At 73.8% G+C, this 17,699-nt stretch carries 14 protein-coding genes and 1 pseudogene; 12 read left to right on the top strand and 3 right to left on the bottom strand.

Features of this window, described 5'->3' with window-relative positions; translation table 11 throughout:
* Positions 1 to 371, bottom strand: a pseudogene (locus tag IE225_RS33625) (hypothetical protein); the annotation flags it as partial.
* A 56-nt stretch (positions 372 to 427) separates the two neighbouring features.
* Entirely contained in the window at positions 428 to 1,093 is a 666-nt protein-coding gene (locus IE225_RS30755) for a bifunctional DNA primase/polymerase (RefSeq protein WP_190060939.1), read from the bottom strand.
* Positions 1,094 to 1,603: 510 nt separating this feature from the next.
* On the opposite strand from IE225_RS30755, the gene IE225_RS30750 reads away from it, so the two are divergent.
* The 3 genes from IE225_RS30750 (at position 1,604) to pdxR (ending at position 6,320) form a co-directional block, all read left to right on the top strand.
* Positions 1,604 to 3,145, top strand: coding sequence for a PP2C family protein-serine/threonine phosphatase (locus tag IE225_RS30750; protein WP_190060938.1), 1,542 nt, complete (start codon positions 1,604 to 1,606; stop codon positions 3,143 to 3,145).
* Positions 3,146 to 3,237: 92 nt separating this feature from the next.
* Complete coding sequence (locus IE225_RS30745) at positions 3,238 to 4,701, top strand: aminopeptidase P family protein (protein ID WP_190060937.1); 1,464 nt, start codon at positions 3,238 to 3,240, stop codon at positions 4,699 to 4,701.
* 137 nt (positions 4,702 to 4,838) lie between these two features.
* Entirely contained in the window at positions 4,839 to 6,320 is a 1,482-nt protein-coding gene (gene pdxR / locus IE225_RS30740) for a MocR-like pyridoxine biosynthesis transcription factor PdxR (RefSeq protein ID WP_190060936.1), read from the top strand.
* A 106-nt stretch (positions 6,321 to 6,426) separates the two neighbouring features.
* Here the strand turns inward: pdxR and IE225_RS30735 are convergent, their stop codons facing one another.
* On the bottom strand, positions 6,427 to 6,864 hold the full coding sequence (locus tag IE225_RS30735; RefSeq protein WP_190060935.1) for an ATP-binding protein: 438 nt from the start codon (positions 6,862 to 6,864) through the stop codon (positions 6,427 to 6,429).
* A 370-nt stretch (positions 6,865 to 7,234) separates the two neighbouring features.
* Here IE225_RS30735 and IE225_RS30730 point away from each other — a divergent pair, with 370 nt between their 5' ends.
* The 9 genes from IE225_RS30730 (at position 7,235) to IE225_RS30690 (ending at position 17,528) form a co-directional block, all read left to right on the top strand.
* Complete coding sequence (locus IE225_RS30730) at positions 7,235 to 8,140, top strand: hypothetical protein (RefSeq protein WP_190060934.1); 906 nt, start codon at positions 7,235 to 7,237, stop codon at positions 8,138 to 8,140.
* A gap of 148 nt (positions 8,141 to 8,288) precedes the next feature.
* Complete coding sequence (locus IE225_RS30725) at positions 8,289 to 9,038, top strand: YcnI family copper-binding membrane protein (protein ID WP_190060933.1); 750 nt, start codon at positions 8,289 to 8,291, stop codon at positions 9,036 to 9,038.
* A 150-nt stretch (positions 9,039 to 9,188) separates the two neighbouring features.
* Positions 9,189 to 9,842 (top strand): SCO family protein, encoded by a 654-nt coding sequence (locus tag IE225_RS30720; RefSeq protein ID WP_190060932.1) that lies wholly within the window; start codon positions 9,189 to 9,191, stop codon positions 9,840 to 9,842.
* Positions 9,839 to 10,330, top strand: coding sequence for a copper chaperone PCu(A)C (locus IE225_RS30715; RefSeq protein ID WP_190060931.1), 492 nt, complete (start codon positions 9,839 to 9,841; stop codon positions 10,328 to 10,330). The genes IE225_RS30720 and IE225_RS30715 overlap by 4 nt, the downstream gene beginning before the upstream one ends.
* A 12-nt stretch (positions 10,331 to 10,342) precedes the next feature.
* Positions 10,343 to 12,466: a copper resistance CopC/CopD family protein gene (locus IE225_RS30710; protein ID WP_229880175.1), complete on the top strand. Its 2,124-nt coding sequence runs from the start codon at positions 10,343 to 10,345 to the stop codon at positions 12,464 to 12,466.
* Positions 12,467 to 12,469: 3 nt separating this feature from the next.
* Positions 12,470 to 13,765, top strand: a complete 1,296-nt coding sequence (gene efeB, locus IE225_RS30705; protein ID WP_190060930.1) for an iron uptake transporter deferrochelatase/peroxidase subunit — start codon at positions 12,470 to 12,472, stop codon at positions 13,763 to 13,765.
* A 190-nt stretch (positions 13,766 to 13,955) separates the two neighbouring features.
* Complete coding sequence (gene pheA, locus IE225_RS30700) at positions 13,956 to 14,888, top strand: prephenate dehydratase (RefSeq protein ID WP_190060929.1); 933 nt, start codon at positions 13,956 to 13,958, stop codon at positions 14,886 to 14,888.
* Between the two features lie 502 nt (positions 14,889 to 15,390).
* On the top strand, positions 15,391 to 16,668 hold the full coding sequence (serS, locus tag IE225_RS30695; protein WP_190060928.1) for a serine--tRNA ligase: 1,278 nt from the start codon (positions 15,391 to 15,393) through the stop codon (positions 16,666 to 16,668).
* Entirely contained in the window at positions 16,665 to 17,528 is an 864-nt protein-coding gene (locus IE225_RS30690) for an HAD family hydrolase (RefSeq protein WP_190060927.1), read from the top strand. The genes serS and IE225_RS30690 overlap by 4 nt, the downstream gene beginning before the upstream one ends.
* Positions 17,529 to 17,699 lie beyond the last annotated feature (171 nt).

Raw genomic sequence — 17,699 nt, 5'->3', positions numbered from 1 at the left:
GCCGGCGAGGTGCGCGCGCCGCCGGCACCGCGGGCGCCGGCACCGCGGGCGTCGGCGTCGTCGTAGAAGTCGTTCCGGGCGGCGCGGGTCCCGTCGCCGTGGACCCCGTCGCCGTGAGCGCCGTTACCGTGAGCGCCGGCCCGCCGCGGATCGGCCTTCGCGTCCGCCCCGGCCGGCCCGCCGGCGTCCCCCACGACGTGCCGCACCGCCGAGTGCACCACGGCGGCACCCTCGTCGCGCACGGGCCCCGCGGAGGCCACGGCCAGCGGAAGGACGGCGGCACCGAGCACGGCGGCCGTCAGGACGAGGAGGCGGAGGCGGCGCCCGGCCGGGCGCGAGGAGGCGCGGTGGGCCCCGGAGCGACGCTGCATGGACGGAAGATAACGAGCGGCCGCGGGCGCCCCGCCCCATCCGGCGCCCGACACCCCTAGAACTCGGGCGCGCTCACACCCGTACGAGTGAGGGCGTCGACCGCGGCGTCCACCACGGCCTCCACGTCGGGCACCCAGGGCGTGGCCGAGCCCGGCAGCGGCGCGCGCTCCCAGCGGATCTGGCCGGCCCCGGTCTCCGAGGGCGGCAGCGCGAGGTAGCCGCCCGTGCCGTGGAAGCGGAGGGAGCCGGGCACGAAGTCCTTGGCGTAGAGCAGTTCGCCGAGCTGCTCCATGGAGTACGGCTTGACGAGGATCGCCCAGCGGTCGGGGGAGGCGACCACCGGGCCGAGGCGCATGCCCATGCGGTCCAGGGCGGTCAGCGCGCGGGCGGCCGCGGCGGCGGGCATGCTGACCGCGCAGGGCGCCCGGCCCCCGGTGGCGAGGATGATCGGCGCGGCGGGCCGGTTGGTCCACCACCAGCGCACCATGCGCTCGTCGGTGGTGGCCGCGAGCAGGCCGGGGTCGAGGGGGTGGGCGCCGGGCACGGTGCAGTCCGGGTCGGGGCACTGGCAGCGGGCCCGGCCCTGCCGGTCGGGCGCCACGCCCGGGAGTACCGGCCACTGCCACTGCGTCGCGAAGGTCAGGGCCGCGCTGATCAGCTCAGGCCTCCCGTCGCTCCGCCTGGACAGGAGCCTGCGTCGCCTTCCGGGGATCTCGCGCATGAGCGCTCGTTCCTTTCCGTTGCACGCCTGGCAACACCGTGGACCACTCACACCATGTATCGATCGCTTCGCTGTGCGTACTGTTGGCGCATCACACCCCTGTCGAGGACAAGGGGAACCCCTCAGGGCCGAGTGCCGGCTACGGCCGCGGCGAGCTCGGCCACCTCATTTCATAGTGCGTCCACCTGAGGCATGAGCGTGGCGCGGGGTGGCGGAGTGTGGCGATTGCCGTCCCGCGTCTTTCTCTCCGCCGCTGCCGCGGGAGGATGGGGCTCGGTCGTCGATGGTTATGACGTCCGGGTCCGTCGCCAGGTTCCGGGTGGCCCCCAACCACCCCTGGCCTTCTCCGGGTACGTACCCATCACGACCGTCGTGACGCTCCGTGGAGCGAAACCAGTCGACCGCAATGAGGTCTCCCGTGGGGCAGTTTCAAGCCAACTTCGGTATTTCGCAAGGGGACCGGACCAACTTACCGGCGGACACACGGACACCAGGAATCCCAGCAGGACAATGCTGGACATCCCCTCACGAGTGCGTGTACATGTGGAGACACTGCTAGCGGCGCAGAACGACATGGGGGTTTGCGATGCTTTTGAGCACTACGCACCGGTCGGAAAGCCGGACGCCATGAACGCCCCGCACCCTCAGAAAGTGGCCGGAATCGATTCAACAGTTCCCGCACCGGCCCACCCTGCCGCGCCCGCCGCCGACCCCCCGAGCGACTCCCGTGTCTCCCAGGCCGCACCGACCTCCCCCGCCCCGCCGCGCCCCGAGCACACGCCGGGCGAGATCCTGCAGGACCGACTGGCCGGCTGGGTCTCCGACCTGACGACGCTGCACGAACTCACCGAACGCCTGATCCGCACCACCGCCCTGTCCGACGCCCTCGACGAACTGCTGCGCGCCGGCGCCGCCCTGGTCGGCGCCCGCCGCGCCCTGGCCGTCCTGGAACCCGGCGACGGACTCGGCCCGCACACCACCGCCGGCCTCGGCCTCGGCCCCGCCGACCTCGGCCACCTGGAGACCGTGCCGCGCGCCTCCACCTCCCACGGCAGACTCCTCGACCCCTCCTCCTCCGCCGACGAACTGCTGCGCCCCGACCTGCTCGCCGAGCCCGGCCTCGACCCCCGCCACCGCGAGGTCGCCGTCCGCCTCGGCTTCGCCGCCAGCTACGCCCGCCCCCTGACCGCCGACACCGCCGGCCGCCTCGGCACCGCGGTGTGGCTGTACGACGAGCCGGCCGAACCCACCGAGCGGCAGCGCCACCTCGCCGGCCTGTACGCCCGGTACGCCGCCGAGCACCTGGCGCGGCTGCGCGAGGTGGAGCGCACCCGCGCGTACCTGGCGACGATGCGCCAGGAGCTGCTGCCCGCGCGGCTGCCCCGGATGCCGGGCGTGCAGCTCGCGGCCCGGCACCGCACCGGCCCGCGCGGTGGCGGCGACTGGTACGACGCGCTGCCGCTGCCCGATGCCGCGCTCGGCCTGGCCGTCGGCTCCGTCACCGGCTCCGGTCCCGGCGCGGTCGCCGCGATGGGCCGGCTGCGCGCCTCCCTGCGCGCCTACGCCGTGATGGAGGGCGAGGACCCGGTCGCCGTCCTGTCCGACCTGGAGCTGCTGCTGCGGCTGACCGACCCGGCCCGCTCCGCCACCACCCTGTTCGCCTACTGCGAGCCCGAACTGCGCAAGGTCACCCTGGCCGGCGCCGGGCACAGTCCGCCGCTGCTGCTCGGCGCGCGGCGCACGCAGTTCGTGGAGACGTCCGTCTCCGTGCCGCTGGGCATGCTGTCCTGCTGGGAGGCGCCCGGCGTGGAGTTCCGCACCGAGCCCGGCGAAACGGTGCTGCTCTACACCGACGGACTGCTGCACCGCACCGGTCTTCCCGTGGACCGCGCCTACGCCCGGCTGCACGCCGCGGCCGCCGGCGTGCCGCGCGCCCTGCGCACCGACCCCGGCGCCGTCGCCGACCACGTGCTGCGCACGCTCCTGCCCGACGAACTGGACGCCACGGGCGGCGCGGAGGACGTGGTGCTGCTGGCGGCACGCTTCGAGTAGCGGTTGCCCGTGCCGTCGGGACCGTCGGGGCCGTCGGGAACGCGGCCGTACGACCGTACGATGGGGGACGGTCCGAAGCCGCACCGAGGAGGATGACCGTGGCCGACGAGCTCCCGGAGACCCCGGAGGTCGAGTCCGAAGAGCCGATCAAGCAGCGCAAGAACGGCCTGTACCCGGGCGTGTCCGACGAGCTCGCCGCGAACATGCGGACCGGCTGGGCCGACACCGAGCTGCGCGACCTCGCGCCGATCCCCCAGGCCGGCCACACCGCCCGCCGCCGCGCCGCGCTCTCCGCGCGCTTCCCCGGCGAGCGCCTGGTGATCCCCGCGGGCAACCTCAAGACCCGCTCCAACGACACGGACTACCCCTTCCGCGCCTCCGTCGAGTACGCCTACCTCACCGGCAACCAGACCGAGGACGGCGTCCTGGTCATGGAGCCCACCGGCGACGGCCACCGGGCCACGCTGTACCTGCTGCCGCGCTCCAACCGGGAGAACGGCGAGTTCTGGCTCGACGGGCAGGGCGAGCTGTGGGTGGGCCGCCGCCACTCCCTCGCCGAGGCCGAGCAGCTCTACGGCATCCCCGCACGGGACGTGCGCGAGCTGCCCGAGCAGCTGCGGCGGGCCCGCGGCCCGGTGCGCGTGGTGCGCGGGTACGACGCCGGCGTCGAGGCCGCCCTCACCGACAAGGTGACCGCCGAGCGGGACGAGGAGCTGAAGGTGTTCCTCTCCGAGATGCGGCTGGTCAAGGACGAGTTCGAGATCGGTGAGCTGCAGAAGGCCGTCGACTCCACCGTGCGCGGCTTCGAGGACGTCGTGAAGGTCCTCGACAAGGCGCAGGCCACCAGCGAGCGCTACATCGAGGGAACGTTCTTCCTCCGCGCGCGCGTGGAGGGCAACGACGTCGGCTACGGCACCATCGCCGCGGCCGGCCCGCACGCCTGCACCCTGCACTGGGTGCGCAACGACGGCCCCGTGCGCGCCGGCGACCTGCTCCTGCTGGACGCGGGCGTGGAGACGCACACCTACTACACCGCCGACGTCACCCGCACGCTGCCGGTCAACGGCCGCTACAGCGACGTCCAGCGCAAGGTGTACGACGCCGTGTACGAGGCGCAGGAGGTCGGCATCGCGGCGGTGAAGCCGGGCGCCAAGTACCGCGACTTCCACGACGCCGCGCAGCGCGTGCTCGCCGCGAAGCTCGTCGAGTGGGGCCTGCTCGAGGGCCCCGTCGAGCGGGTGTTGGAGCTGGGCCTGCAGCGCCGCTGGACCCTGCACGGCACCGGCCACATGCTCGGCATGGACGTCCACGACTGCGCGGCCGCGCGCACCGAGACGTACGTCGACGGCGTGCTGGAGCCGGGCATGGTGCTCACCGTCGAGCCCGGCCTGTACTTCCAGACCGACGACCTGACCGTGCCGGAGGAGTACCGCGGCATCGGCGTGCGCATCGAGGACGACATCCTCGTCACCGAGGACGGCAACCGGAACCTGTCGGCCGCGCTGCCGCGCCGCGCGGAGGAGGTCGAGCGCTGGATGGCCTCCCTCACCGGCTGACCCTCCCGCCTGTGGCATCGGTCACAGGGCGGAGCGACGCAGATGGCCGGGTGCCCGGCGGGGTATCCGGCCCTCTGTGTGCCCAGGAGACGGTGGGTTTCTCCTGGGGTTTTTGATGTGCCTGGGGGGAGGGCGTGATGGACGACTTCTGGTCCTGCGTCGGGGTGGAGCTGCGGCGCGAGCCGGAGGCGACGGCGGGTCGCCGCGCGGGGCTGGAGCGGATCCTGCGGGACGCGGTGCGCGACGGGCGGCTGGAGCCCGGCACCCGGCTGCCGGCGTCCCGGCGGCTCGCGGCGGAGCTCGGGGTGTCGCGGGGCACGGTCAAGGCCGCCTACGACCAGCTCGTCGCGGAAGGGTACCTGACGGCCCGTCAGGGATCGGGGACGCGGGTCGCCCGCCTGCCCTCGGTGGAGCGGGAGGAGCCCCGGTCGCCGGCACACGCGGGTGCGCCCCGCCACGACCTGAGACCGGGCGGCCCGGACGTCGGCGCCTTCCCGGCGGCGGCCTGGCTGCGCGCCCTGCGCCGCGCCATCGCCACGGCGCCCTCGCTGGCGTACGACTACGGCGACCCGCGCGGCCGCATCGAACTGCGCACCGCGCTCTCCGGCTACCTGAGCCGGGCCCGGGGCGTGGTCGCGCCGCCCGAACGCATCGTCGTCACCTCCGGCTACGTGCAGGGCCTCGCCCTGCTCACCCGGGTCCTGGACGGCGCCCGCGTCGCCATGGAGGACCCCGGCCAGCCCTTCCACCGCGAGGTGGTCCGGCACGGCGGCGGCACCGTCGTCCCCGTGCCCGTCGACGAACGCGGCGTGTGCGTCGACGCCCTCGGCGACGCCCGGGCCGTGGTCGTCACCCCCGCCCACCAGTACCCGACCGGCGTGCCCCTGCACCCGGAGCGGCGCCGTGCCCTGACCGACTGGGCCCGCGCGCACGACGCGCTGATCGTCGAGGACGACTACGACGGCGAGTTCCGCTACGACCGCCAGCCCGTCGGCGCCCTGCAGGGCATGGCCCCGACCCGGGTGGCGTACCTCGGCACCGCCTCCAAGACGCTCGGCCCCGCGCTGCGCCTGGGCTGGATGGTGCTGCCGCCCCACCTCGTCGACGCGGTCGCCGACGCCAAGCTGCACAGCGACCACCACACCGAGACCATCGGCCAGCTCGCGCTCGCCGAGCTCATCGACAGCCACGCCTACGACCGTCACGTACGCGCCTGCCGCCTGCGCTACCGGCGCCGCCGCGACCAGCTCCTGCACCGCCTCGGCCCCCGCCGCCGGGTCCGCGGCGTCGCGGCCGGCCTGCACGCGCTGGTCGAGGTGTCCGACGAGGAAAAGGTGCTGGAGCGGGCGGAGGCGGAGGGCCTGGCGGTCGGCCGCCTGGGCGACCACTGGCACGCGCCGGGCGCGGGCCGGCCGCAGGGCCTGGTCGTGGGCTACGGCACGCCCCGGGAGCGGCTGTATCCGGAGGCGCTGGAGGTGCTGGGGAAGGTCCTGGAAGGACTGCGAGCGGTGAGGGGGCGACCGACCGGGCCCGCGGGAGTGAGGGACGCGGGAATGAGCGGGAATGAGGGAGCCGGGCGGGCGGCGGGGGTGAAGGAGCCAGGCGGGCGGCGGGGGTGAAGGAGCCGGGCGGGCGGCGGGGGTGAAGGAGCCAGGCGGGCGGCGGGGGCGAGGGAGCCGGGACCGGCCGGCGGAAAGCCCGGGGCGGGCGGCGGGGAGACGGGGGTCAGACCGCCACCAGCGGGATACCCTTCCGCCACTTGAGCATCTTGTCGAAGGCGACCACCGCGCCGCCGCGGCCCGGGTGGTTGCCGATGTGGACGTGGTCGGCGAGTTCGCGGATGAGGCCGAGGCCGCGACCGTGTTCGGCGTCGTGGGCGGCGAGAACCGGTGCGGGCCGACGATCGGGCGGGAAACCAGGGCCGGAGTCGGCGACCTCGATGCGGCACTTCTCGCCGTCGAGGTAGGCGGTGACGCTGTATGCCTCCGACGCCTCCCCGCCGTGCTCGACGGCGTTCGCGCAGGCCTCGCTCAGCGCGACGGACAGGTCGTAGGAGACGTCGGGATCGACGCCCGCACTCTCCATCGTGTCGATCAGTAAACGGCGGGCGAGCGGCACACTCGCGGCCTCGCGCCGCAGATGGAGTGACCACCAGATGCTCATGCTCCAGCCTCCCGGCCGCGGCTCGACATACCGTTACGTATTGCCCGGGGTAGCCGGAGGTAAGCACAGAGTTGACGCCGCATCACCCGGGCAGCGGATGCGCACGCGCGGCAACCGGTGTAGGGGCCGGCACCGGAGCGCGGAGGAAAAATACCCGGAGCAGGCAGTCACACTCTTCTCCATATGTATTTTTTCGGACACAAACACCTTTCGATTCAACCAGGATTATTCGTGCCGTACTGCGACTATAAGATCCCCTCTTTTACCGCCCGTAACACCTTTACCGGTCACGCGGCACCCACCCGGTCGTACCGCACCTTGCGGACCTGCCGTACGGAGCGTGGGGCGCCAGTGGGATGATGTGGCCGCCATGACTGCCCCCCACGCGCACACGGCGCGCTCCGGAAGCGATCTCCGGATGCTGCGGGCCGCGGTGTTCGCCGCGGTCTGCGTCGTGCTGGCCGCGGCCGGGCACGCGCTGGCCTCCTGCGCCACGGTCCCGCTGTGGACGCTGGGCGCCGGCTTCGCGGGGACGGTCGTGGTCGTGGCGCCGCTGGCCGGGCGGGAACGCTCCCTGCCGGGCATCGTGGCGCTGCTCGCGGCCGGGCAGATCGTGCTGCACACGCTGTTCGGCCTGGGACAGGCCGGCACCGCGGCGGGCGGCACCCTCGGCGGGACGTCCATGGCGTCGCTGTCCACGGTATCGACGTCCACGGTGTCGATGTCCACGGTGTCGATGTCCACGGCGAACCCGGCGGTCTCGGACGCGGCGCTGGTACGGCAGGCCGCGCGCCTGCTGTGCGGCGCGCCGACGGCTGCCATCAGCCCCGCCCAGGCCCGCCGTGTCCTCCTCGACGCCCGGCTCCACCCGGGCGGCACGAGCAGCGGCACCCTGGCCCACCACCCGGCGGACGCACTGGCGGGCGCCACCGGCTCCGCCTTCTCGCCGGCCGCGCTGCTGCCGTCCCTGCCCATGCTGCTCGGGCACCTCCTCGCCGCGCTCGCCGCCGGCTGGCTGCTGCGCCGCGGGGACCGGGCCCTGCTGCGGCTGCTCGAACTCTCGGCGCACTCGGTCGCCGAGGGGGCGCTCGTCGGCTCCCTGCGCGGGGCGCTCGCGCTGGCGCGCGTCCTGTACGCCGGGCTGCCCACGGTGCCCGAACCGGGCGCCTACCGGTGGCGCACCGCCCCGCCCGCGCCCCCCGCGCTCCGCACCACCGCACTCCAGCACACGGTGATCCGCCGCGGCCCGCCGGCCGCGCTCGTTCCCGCGGCCTGACACGACGCGACCGCCCGCAGGGCGCGCCCGCGGTCGTGCGGCACGCGCGCGTGTTCCCGGAGGCCGCCGTCCGTCCGACGGTCCGGTCCCGCGCCCGCGCATTCCTTTCGATCACCGCCGTCCCACACGGAAGTGGAGTGCTGCCTTCATGAAGGCTTTCCGTCTCACCGCCGCCGGCGCCGTCGCCGGCACCGCCGTCCTCGCCCTGGCCGTCCCGGCGTTCGCGCACGTCGGCGTGCAGCCCGAGGGCACCGCCGCCAAGGGCGGTTACGCGGTCGTCGACTTCAAGGTCCCCAACGAGCGGGACAACGCCTCGACCACCAAGGTCGAGGTGAACTTCCCCACCGACCACCCGCTGGCGTCGGTGATGCCCGAGCCCGTCCCGGGCTGGAGGATCACGGTCACCAGGTCCAAGCCGGCCAAGCCGCTGGAGGCGCACGGCGAGAAGATCTCCGAGATCGTCACCAAGGTCACCTGGACCGCCGACGGCAAGGGCATCGAGCCGGGCTACTTCCAGAAGTTCCCGGTCTCCGTCGGCGCCCTGCCCGAGGACACCGACCGGCTCGTCTTCAAGGCGATCCAGACGTACTCCAACAAGGAGGTCGTCCGCTGGATCGAGGTCCCGCAGGACGGCCAGGCGGAACCCGAGAACCCCGCGCCCGTGCTGACCCTGTCCGCCGCCTCCGGCGACGACCACCACGGCACCGCCGCCGGCGCGAGCGCCGAGGGCGCCTCCGACGAAGAGAGCGGGAAGACCGCCGCCGCGTCCTCCTCCGACGGCGGCGGCGGCGACGGCACCGACACCACCGCCCGCGTTCTCGGCGTCCTCGGCATCGTCGTCGGCGCGGCGGGCGTGGCGTACGGCGTCCTGGCCGGGCGCCGGCGCACCACCGCCTGAGATCCGCTCGCCCCAGGCGCGCACCGGGGCGCGTGCGAGCCGTCGTACGGCCCCGGTGCACCTTCCACGGCCCGCAAGGCCCCGGTGCACTTCCCACGGCCCCGCAGGCCACGGTGCGCGCCGGTATCCTCACATCTGGGACATTTTCCTATGCGCAAGAAGACGTTCGCCGCGGCCGCCGCGCTGCTCGCCGCCTCCCTCACCCTGACCGCCTGCGGCGGCGGGGACGGCGGCGACAAGCCCGTCGCCGTCGTCTCCGAGGACGGCGGCGCGCGACAGGCCGCGACCGTGCTCGACAAGCCGTTCGAGAAGCCGGACCTGGTGCTGACCGACACGCACGGCAAGCGGTACGACCTCCGCAAGGAGACCGCGCACCGGCCCACCCTGATCTACTTCGGCTACACCCACTGCCCCGACGTCTGCCCGACGACGATGAGCAACATCGCCGTCGCCAAGAAGCAGCTGCCCAAGGCCGAACAGGACAAGCTGCGCGTGGTCTTCGTCACCACCGACCCCGCCCGCGACACCCCGGCCGAACTCGGCACGTGGCTCAAGGGCATCGACCCCCAGTTCATCGGCCTGACCGGCGACTTCTCCACCATCCAGGCCGGCGCCCGCATGCTCGGCATCTCCGTCGAGCCGACGCGGAAGGACAAGAACGGCAAGCCCGTCTCCGTGCACGGCACGCAGGTCGTCGCCTTCTCGCCGAAGACCGACGACGGATACCTGCTCTACGGCGAGGACGCCACCGTCGACGACTACACCAAGGACCTCCCCAGGATCATCAAGGGGGAGAACCCGTGAGGCACCCGGCACCGGCGGTGGCCGCCCTGATCACGGCCGGCACTCTCGCCCTCGCGGCCTGCGGCCCGGACCCCGCCGCGACCGGCGCCGAGCTGACCGTCAGCGGCGCCTACATGCCGCAGCCCGTCTCGGCCGACCTGGCGGCGGGCTTCCTGACCGTCACCAACAAGGGCGGCACAAAGGACGAACTGACCTCCGTCTCCAGCGACGTCGCCGGCTCGGTCACCCTGCACGAGGTCACCGGCGGCGCCATGAGCGAGGTCGACCGGCTCACCGTGCCCGCCCACGGCCGGCTCGTGCTCGAAAGCGGTGGCCGCCACCTGATGTTCGAGAAGCTGAAACGCAGACCGCGGCAGGGCCAGCAGGTCCCCGTCGAACTGCACTTCGCGCACTCCGGCACCGTCAAGGTCGAGATGCCGGTCGAGCCGGCCACGTACCGGCCGGCGACCGGACATCGGGCGACCGGACATCGGGCGACCGGACACTGAGGAGGAACCACCGTGACACCGGCCACCACCCCCCGGCCGCCGGGTGCCAGGACCGTCCGCACCCTGGTGCTGCTGCTCCTCGCCGTCGCCGGCACCCTCCTGGCCTGTGCCGGGCCCGCCGCCGCGCACGCCGCGCTCACCGGCAGCGACCCCCAGCAGGGGGTGGTGGTCGACAAGGCGCCCACCCAGGTCTCGCTCACCTTCTCCGAGAAGGTCGCGACCAACGACGACTCGCTGCGCGTCCTCGACCCCCGGGGCAAGCGCGTCGACACCGGAAAACCCGTCAACATCAGCGGCACCACCTACGGCGTGCGTCTCAAAAGCGGCCTGGCCGACGGCACCTACACCGTCGGCTGGCAGGTCGTCTCCGCCGACAGCCACCCCGTCGCCGGTGCCTTCACCTTCTCCATCGGCGCCCCCTCGGCGACCTCCGTGTCCGTCTCCGGGGACACCGCCGGCGGCGGGGTGGTCGGCGGGCTGTACGGCTTCGGGCGGTACGTGTCGTACGCCGGCTTCATCGTCATGGTGGGCGGCGCCGCGTTCGTGCTGGCCTGCTGGCCGCGCGGCTCCGGGGTGCGCGCGCTGCAGCGGCTCGTCGTCTCCGGCTGGCTCGCGCTCACCGCCGCCACCCTCGCGCTGCTGCTCCTGCGCGGCTCCTACACCGGCTCCGGCAAGGTCGCCGACATCTTCGACCTCACCCTGCTCGGGCAGGTGCTGCAGACCAAGACCGGCGCGGCGCTCGTCTCCCGCCTGCTGTTGCTCGCCGCGGCGGCCCTCTTCATCGCCGTGCTCTTCGGCGCCCACGACAAGCGGGACAACGACGAGAAACGCGACCTGACCTTCGGGCTCGCCGTCGGCGGGACCGTCGTGGCCGCCGGGCTCGCGGCGAGCTGGGCGATGGCCGAGCACGCCTCCACCGGCCTCCAGCCCGGCATCGCCATGCCCGTCGACGTCGTCCACCTGCTCGCCGTCGCCACCTGGCTCGGCGGCCTCGGCGCCCTGCTCGTCGCCCTGTACCGGGCGCCCGCCGAGACGCCCGTCGAGGCCGCGGCCGTCCGCCGCTTCTCCCGCGTCGCCTTCGGCTCCGTCCTCGTCCTCGTCGCCACCGGCACCTACCAGTCCTGGCGCCAGGTCGGCTCCTGGACGGCGCTGACCGGCACGGGGTACGGGCGGCTGCTCCTGGTCAAGATCGGCCTGGTGGCCGTCCTCGTCGGCGTCGCCGCCGTCTCGCGCCGGTGGACGGCCGGGCTGGCGGACGGCGCGGACGTGTCCGCGTCCGGGTCTGGGTCTGGGTCCGGGTCCGGGTCCGGGAATGCGGCGAGGACGCCGGAACGGGGCGCGGCCGGGCCGGACGGCGGGGCCCGGCGCGCGGACGAGAGGGAACCGGCGGCGGTACGGGAGGCAGGCGCGGGTGCCGGCACGGCGGGAGCCGGTGCCGATGCAGCCGGTGCCGGTGCCGCGGACTCCGGTACGGCCGGTGCGGGGACGGATACCGCGGGGACGGATGCCGCGGGGACGGGCACGGGCGGCGACGCGCCGGGCGATCCGGAACGTGCCGCCCAGCTCGCCCGGCAGCGGGCCGCCGTGGCCGCCGCCCGGCGGAAGCGGCTGCGGGACGCCGACCCGCGCCGCCTCGGCCTGCGCCGCTCCGTGCTCACTGAGGCCGGTGTCGCCGTCGCGGTGCTCGCCGTCACCACCGCGCTGACCTCCACCGAGCCGGGCCGTACGGAGGAGCAGGCCCGGGCCGCCACCGCTGCCTCGGCGTCGTCCTCGGCGTCCTCGTCGTCCTCGGCCGGCGCGATCACGCTCGACATGCCCTTCGACACCGGCGGCCGGGACGGCAAGGGCCTCGTGCGGCTCGACCTCGACCCCGCGCGTGTGGGCGGCAACGAGATGCACGTCTATGTCCAGCGGCCCAACGGCCGCGCCTTCGACATCCCGGAGGTGAAGGTCGCCTTCACCCTCGCCGCCAAGAAGCTCGGACCACTGCCCGTGGTGCCCGACCACATCGCCACCGGGCACTGGGCGGCCGGCGGCGTGCAGATCCCCATGGCCGGCGACTGGAAGGTCGCGGTGACCGTCCGGACCTCCGACATCGACCAGGTGACCGTCTCCAAGAACGCGCAGATCGGCTGAACCATGGCTGACCAGACCACTCCCCTCGACGCCGGGCTCCCCGCGCAGGGCGGGCTCCCCGCACAGGGCGCCGGTCCCGAGCCGGGGAAGGGTATCTCGCGGCGGCGGCTGCTCGGCACCGCCGGGGCCACCGGAGTCGTGCTCGGCGCGGCGGGCGCGGCCGCGGGGTACGCCGCCGCGCCCGCCGGGGCCACCCCGCTCACGTCGATCGGCACCGGCCGCGCGATGTTTCACGGGAAACATCAGCCCGGCATCACCGACCCCCTCCAGGCCCACGGCCACCTCGTCGCCTTCGACCTGGCGGCGGGCGCCGGCCGCAAGGAGGCGGCCGCGCTGCTGCGCCGCTGGTCGGCGACGGCCGAGCGGCTCATGGCGGGAGAGCCGGCCGGCCCCGACGACACGGACGTCGCCCGGGACGCCGGGCCCTCCTCGCTGACCATCACCTTCGGCTTCGGCCACAGCTTCTTCGGCAGGACCGGCCTGGAGAAGCAGCGCCCGGTCGCTCTCGACCCGCTGCCCGCCTTCTCCTCCGACCACCTCGACAAGGCGCGCAGCAACGGCGACCTGTGGGTGCAGATCGGCGCGAACGACGCCCTCGTCGCCTTCCACGCCCTGCGCGCCCTGCAGAAACAGGCCGGCTCCGCCGCCCGCGTACGCTGGCAGATGAACGGCTTCAACCGCACCCCGGGCGCCACCGCCCACCCCATGACCACGCGCAACCTCATGGGCCAGATCGACGGCACCCGCAACCCGAAACCGACCGACGCCGACTTCGAGCGGCGCGTCTTCGTGCCGGAGAACGGCGAGCCGGCGTGGATGGCGAACGGCTCCTACGTCGTCGTACGCCGCATCCGCATGCTCCTCGACGACTGGGAGCGGCTGTCGCTCGCCCAGCAGGAGGCCGTCATCGGACGCCGCAAGGCCGACGGGGCACCGCTGTCCGGCGGCACCGAGACCACCCCCATGGACCTGGAGAAGACCGACGGGGACGGCAACTACGTCGTCCCGGTCAACGCGCACGCCCGCATCACCCGCCCCGACCAGAACGGCGGCGCGGCCATGCTGCGGCGCCCCTTCTCCTACCACGACGGCTTCGACGCCGACGGCACCCCGGACGCGGGCCTGCTGTTCATCTGCTGGCAGGCGGACCCGCTGCGCGGCTTCGTCCCCGTGCAGCGCAAGCTGGACCGGGGCGACGCCCTGTCGAAGTACATCCGCCACGAGGCGAGCGGGCTGTTCGCGGTGCCGGGTGGGGCGGCGAAGGGCGAGTACGTGGGACAGCGGCTGCTGGAGGGGTGAGACCGCGCGGACCGTGGGGACCACGCGAGCCAGGGGACCGCGCGGGCGTGGCAGCAAGCGGGCCACGGGGAGCGTGCGGGCGCGCGGGCCACGGGGAGCGCGGGCGTGCGACCGCACGGGCGGCGGGGGCGTCACTCCCGCGTGGGACCACGGGAGCCGGGCGCGCCTGTTCTGCCATTAGGGTGAGCACATGCCTGCGAGCTACGCCTATCTCGGCCCCGAAGGCACCTTCACGGAGGTGGCCCTGCGCACGCTCCCCGAGACGGCCACCCGGGAGCTGGTCCCCTACGTGTCCGTGCCGGCCGCGCTCGACGCGGTGCGCGGCGGCGAGGCCGAGGCGGCGTTCGTGCCGATCGAGAATTCCGTCGAGGGCGGCATCACCACCACCCTCGACGAACTCGTCGCCGGCGAACCGCTGATGATCTACCGCGAGGTGCTGCTGTCCATCACCTTCGCGCTGCTGGTGCGGCCCGGCACCAAGCTCACCGACATCAAGACGGTCACCGCCCACCCGGCCGCCCAGCCGCAGGTGCGCAACTGGCTCAGGCAGCACCTGCCCGAGGCCGTCTGGGAGTCGGCCGCGTCCAACGCCGACGGCGCCCGCCTGGTGCAGGAGGGCCGCTACGACGCCGCGTTCGCCGGCGAGTTCGCCGCCGCCCGCTACGGCCTGGAGCCGCTGGTCACCGGCATCCACGACGCGGAGAACGCGCAGACGCGGTTCGTGCTGGTGGGCCGCCCGGCCCGGCCCGCCGCCCCGACCGGCGCCGACAAGACCTCCGTGGTGCTGTGGCAGCGCGACGACCATCCCGGTGGGCTGCGCGACCTGCTCGGCGAGTTCGCCACCCGCGGCATCAACCTCATGCTGCTGCAGTCCCGGCCCACCGGCGCGGGCATCGGCAACTACTGCTTCTGCATCGACGCCGAGGGCCACATCAACGACCGCCGCATGGCCGAGGCGCTGATGGGGCTGAAGCGGATCTGCCTGCAGGTGCGCTTCCTCGGCTCCTATCCGCGCGCCGATCTGAGGCCGGCGGAAGTGCGGCCGCCGCTGCCGGGGACGTCGGACGAGGAGTTCGTGGCGGCGGCGGACTGGGTGGCGCGCTGCCAGGACGGCCGGTTCTAGTTGTCCACAGAGTTATCCACAGGCCGTCCCGGCGGCCTGGGGACAAGTCGGCGCCGGGACTCACTCCTGTCGACAAATCTCTCTGCCGATCCGCGCGTCACTCTGCGTTACGCTCACCCCTCTTCGTCCACTCTTTTCCTTGCGTCCACCCCCTGGTGGGAGCCTTTTCCACTCAAAAGTGTGGATAGGTGGAGTTTGCGTCGGGGATCTTCTGCCCGAGAAGGCGTTTCGGAGTGATCGATTCCGCGATCCACAGAACATCCACACAGCCTGTGGATAACTTTTCCGTCGGCATGAATTCCTGTGGACAAGGACCCTCAAGTCCCCTGCACGGCAAGGGATTCGAGTCAACCGAGCGCCGCACTTCTCCCCCGTACGGGGAAATTCGGCGATCTTCATTGACCGGTCGCGACACAGTTCGCAACCGCCCCATGACGGGACGTATGCCGCGCTTCGCCATAGTGAGTCGTGTGCCGGAATCCGCCCCGGTAGCCTTGACCGCGTGATTGACCTTCGCCTGCTCCGTGAGGACCCCGACCGTGTGCGCGCCTCCCAGCGCGCCCGTGGAGAGGACGTCGCGCTCGTCGACGCCCTCCTGTCTGCCGACGAGCGGCGCAGGTCCTCCGGCGTCCGCTTCGACGAGCTGCGCGCCGAGCAGAAGCAGCTCGGCAAGCTCATCCCCAAGGCCGCCGGCGACGAGAAGGCCGAGCTGCTGAAGCGGGCGAGCCAGCTCGCCGCCGACGTCAAGGCCGCCGACGCCGAGCGCGACGCGGCCGCGGCCGAGACGCAGGAGCTGCTGCTCAAGCTGAGCAACCTCGTCCACCCCGACGTCCCCGTCGGCGGCGAGGAGGACTTCGTCACGCTGGAGACGCACGGCACGATCCGCGACTTCACCGCCGAGGGCTTCGAGCCCAGGGACCACCTGGAGCTCGGCCGGCTGCTCGGCGCGATCGACGTCGAGCGCGGCGCGAAGGTCTCCGGCTCGCGCTTCTACTTCCTCACCGGCATCGGCGCCCTGCTGGAGCTGGCGCTGGTCAACGCGGCCATGGCGCAGGCGACGGCGGCCGGCTTCACGCCGATGCTGACGCCGGCGCTGGTGCGTCCCCAGGCCATGGGCGGCACCGGCTTCCTCGGCCAGGCGGCGCAGGACGTCTACCACCTCGACCAGGACGACCTGTACCTGGTCGGCACGTCCGAGGTGCCGCTCGCCGCGTACCACATGGACGAGATCATCGACGCCGACCGGCTCCCGCTGCGCTACGCCGGCTTCTCCCCGTGCTTCCGCCGCGAGGCCGGCTCGCACGGCAAGGACACCCGGGGCATCTTCCGCGTCCACCAGTTCGACAAGGTGGAGATGTTCTCCTACGTCGCTCCGGAGGATTCGCAGGAGGAGCACCGCCGGCTGCTGGAGTGGGAGAAGCAGTGGCTGACCTCGCTGGAGCTGCCGTTCCGCGTCATCGACGTCGCCTCCGGTGACCTGGGCGCCTCGGCCGCCCGCAAGTTCGACTGCGAGGCGTGGATCCCGACCCAGGGCCGGTACCGCGAGCTGACTTCCACCTCGGACTGCACCGAGTTCCAGTCCCGCCGCCTGCAGATCCGCGTCCGCGACGGCAAGACCGTCCGGCCGCTGGCCACCCTCAACGGCACGCTGTGCGCCGTACCGCGCACGATCGTCGCCCTCCTGGAGAACCACCAGCGGGCCGACGGCTCCGTGTACGTGCCCGAGGTGCTGCGCCCCTACCTGGGCGGCCGGGAGGTCCTGGAACCGGTGACCGAGTGAGCGGTTCCGCCACCGCCACACGCTTCCCGTACGGACTCGTCGCCACCGACCTCGACGGCACCCTGCTGCGCGAGGACGGCACCGTCTCCCCGCGCACCCGTCAGGCGCTCGACGCGGTGACGGCCGCGGGCGCCGCGCACATCGTCGTCACCGGCCGCGCGGTGCCCTGGACCCGGCACGTCCTGGACGACCTCGGCTACCGGGGGCTCGCGGTGTGCGGCCAGGGCGCCCAGGTCTACGACGCCGACGCGCACCGCCTGCTGACCACGGTGACCCTGGACCGGCGGCTGGCCGGTGTCGCCCTGGCCAAGATCGAGGCCGAGGTCGGCCCGCTGTACCTCGCCGCCGGCCGCGACGGCTTGGCGGGCGAGGTGCTGGTCGGTCCCGGCTACGAGCTCCGGGGCGAGCTGCCCGCGGTCCCGTTCACGGACGTCTCCGACCTGTGGAGCGCCCCGCTGAACAAGATCTACGTCCAGCACCCCACGCTCGGCGACGACGAGCTGGCGGCGGTCGCGCGCGAGGTCGCGGGCGGTTTCGTCAGCGTCACCCTGGCCGGCGCCGGCATCGTCGAGCTGCTGCCCCTCGGCCTGTCCAAGGCCACCGGGCTCTCCCTCGCCGCCCGCCGTCTCGGCCACCGGGCCGCCGACACCCTCGCCTTCGGCGACATGCCCAACGACATCCCCATGTTCGCCTGGGCCGCCCGCGGGGTCGCCATGGCCAACGCCCACGACGACCTCAAGGCCGTGGCCGACGAGGTCACGGCGTCCAACGACGAGGACGGCATCGCGGTGGTGCTGGAGCGGCTGCTGGACGGAGCGGCGGCCGGGCCCGGCGGCTCCGGTCCGCACCCCGGTCGCTGACCGGAGCCGGTCCGCCCGCTGGGGCGGTGCCGGCGCCCGTCCGGTCCCGTGCCTCTCCTCCCGCCGGAGCGGCGGACGGGCGGCCCGGGGCCGGTGCCGTCCGCTCGCCCCGGCGGGAGAGGGCGGCCCACGCGGCGCCCGGCACCGCGTGCTCGAAGCGGCCGCCCCCGG

Origin of the sequence: Streptomyces echinoruber, from assembly GCF_014651135.1 — a bacterium.
Classification (GTDB): Bacteria; Actinomycetota; Actinomycetes; order Streptomycetales; family Streptomycetaceae; genus Streptomyces; species Streptomyces echinoruber.
The sequence above is the reverse complement of the archived record's forward strand: the minus strand, read 5'-3'. Positions and strand labels throughout refer to the sequence as shown.

What these genes read in the sequence shown, in the direction of transcription:
- IE225_RS30755 (WP_190060939.1), bottom strand. Translation starts at nt 1,093, where the DNA reads ATGCGCGAGATCCCCGGAAGGCGACGCAGGCTCCTGTCCAGGCGGAGC.
- IE225_RS30750 (WP_190060938.1), top strand. Translation starts at nt 1,604, where the DNA reads ATGCTGGACATCCCCTCACGAGTGCGTGTACATGTGGAGACACTGCTA.
- IE225_RS30745 (WP_190060937.1), top strand. Translation starts at nt 3,238, where the DNA reads ATGACCGTGGCCGACGAGCTCCCGGAGACCCCGGAGGTCGAGTCCGAA.
- pdxR (WP_190060936.1), top strand. Translation starts at nt 4,839, where the DNA reads ATGGACGACTTCTGGTCCTGCGTCGGGGTGGAGCTGCGGCGCGAGCCG.
- IE225_RS30735 (WP_190060935.1), bottom strand. Translation starts at nt 6,864, where the DNA reads ATGAGCATCTGGTGGTCACTCCATCTGCGGCGCGAGGCCGCGAGTGTG.
- IE225_RS30730 (WP_190060934.1), top strand. Translation starts at nt 7,235, where the DNA reads ATGACTGCCCCCCACGCGCACACGGCGCGCTCCGGAAGCGATCTCCGG.
- IE225_RS30725 (WP_190060933.1), top strand. Translation starts at nt 8,289, where the DNA reads ATGAAGGCTTTCCGTCTCACCGCCGCCGGCGCCGTCGCCGGCACCGCC.
- IE225_RS30720 (WP_190060932.1), top strand. Translation starts at nt 9,189, where the DNA reads ATGCGCAAGAAGACGTTCGCCGCGGCCGCCGCGCTGCTCGCCGCCTCC.
- efeB (WP_190060930.1), top strand. Translation starts at nt 12,470, where the DNA reads ATGGCTGACCAGACCACTCCCCTCGACGCCGGGCTCCCCGCGCAGGGC.
- pheA (WP_190060929.1), top strand. Translation starts at nt 13,956, where the DNA reads ATGCCTGCGAGCTACGCCTATCTCGGCCCCGAAGGCACCTTCACGGAG.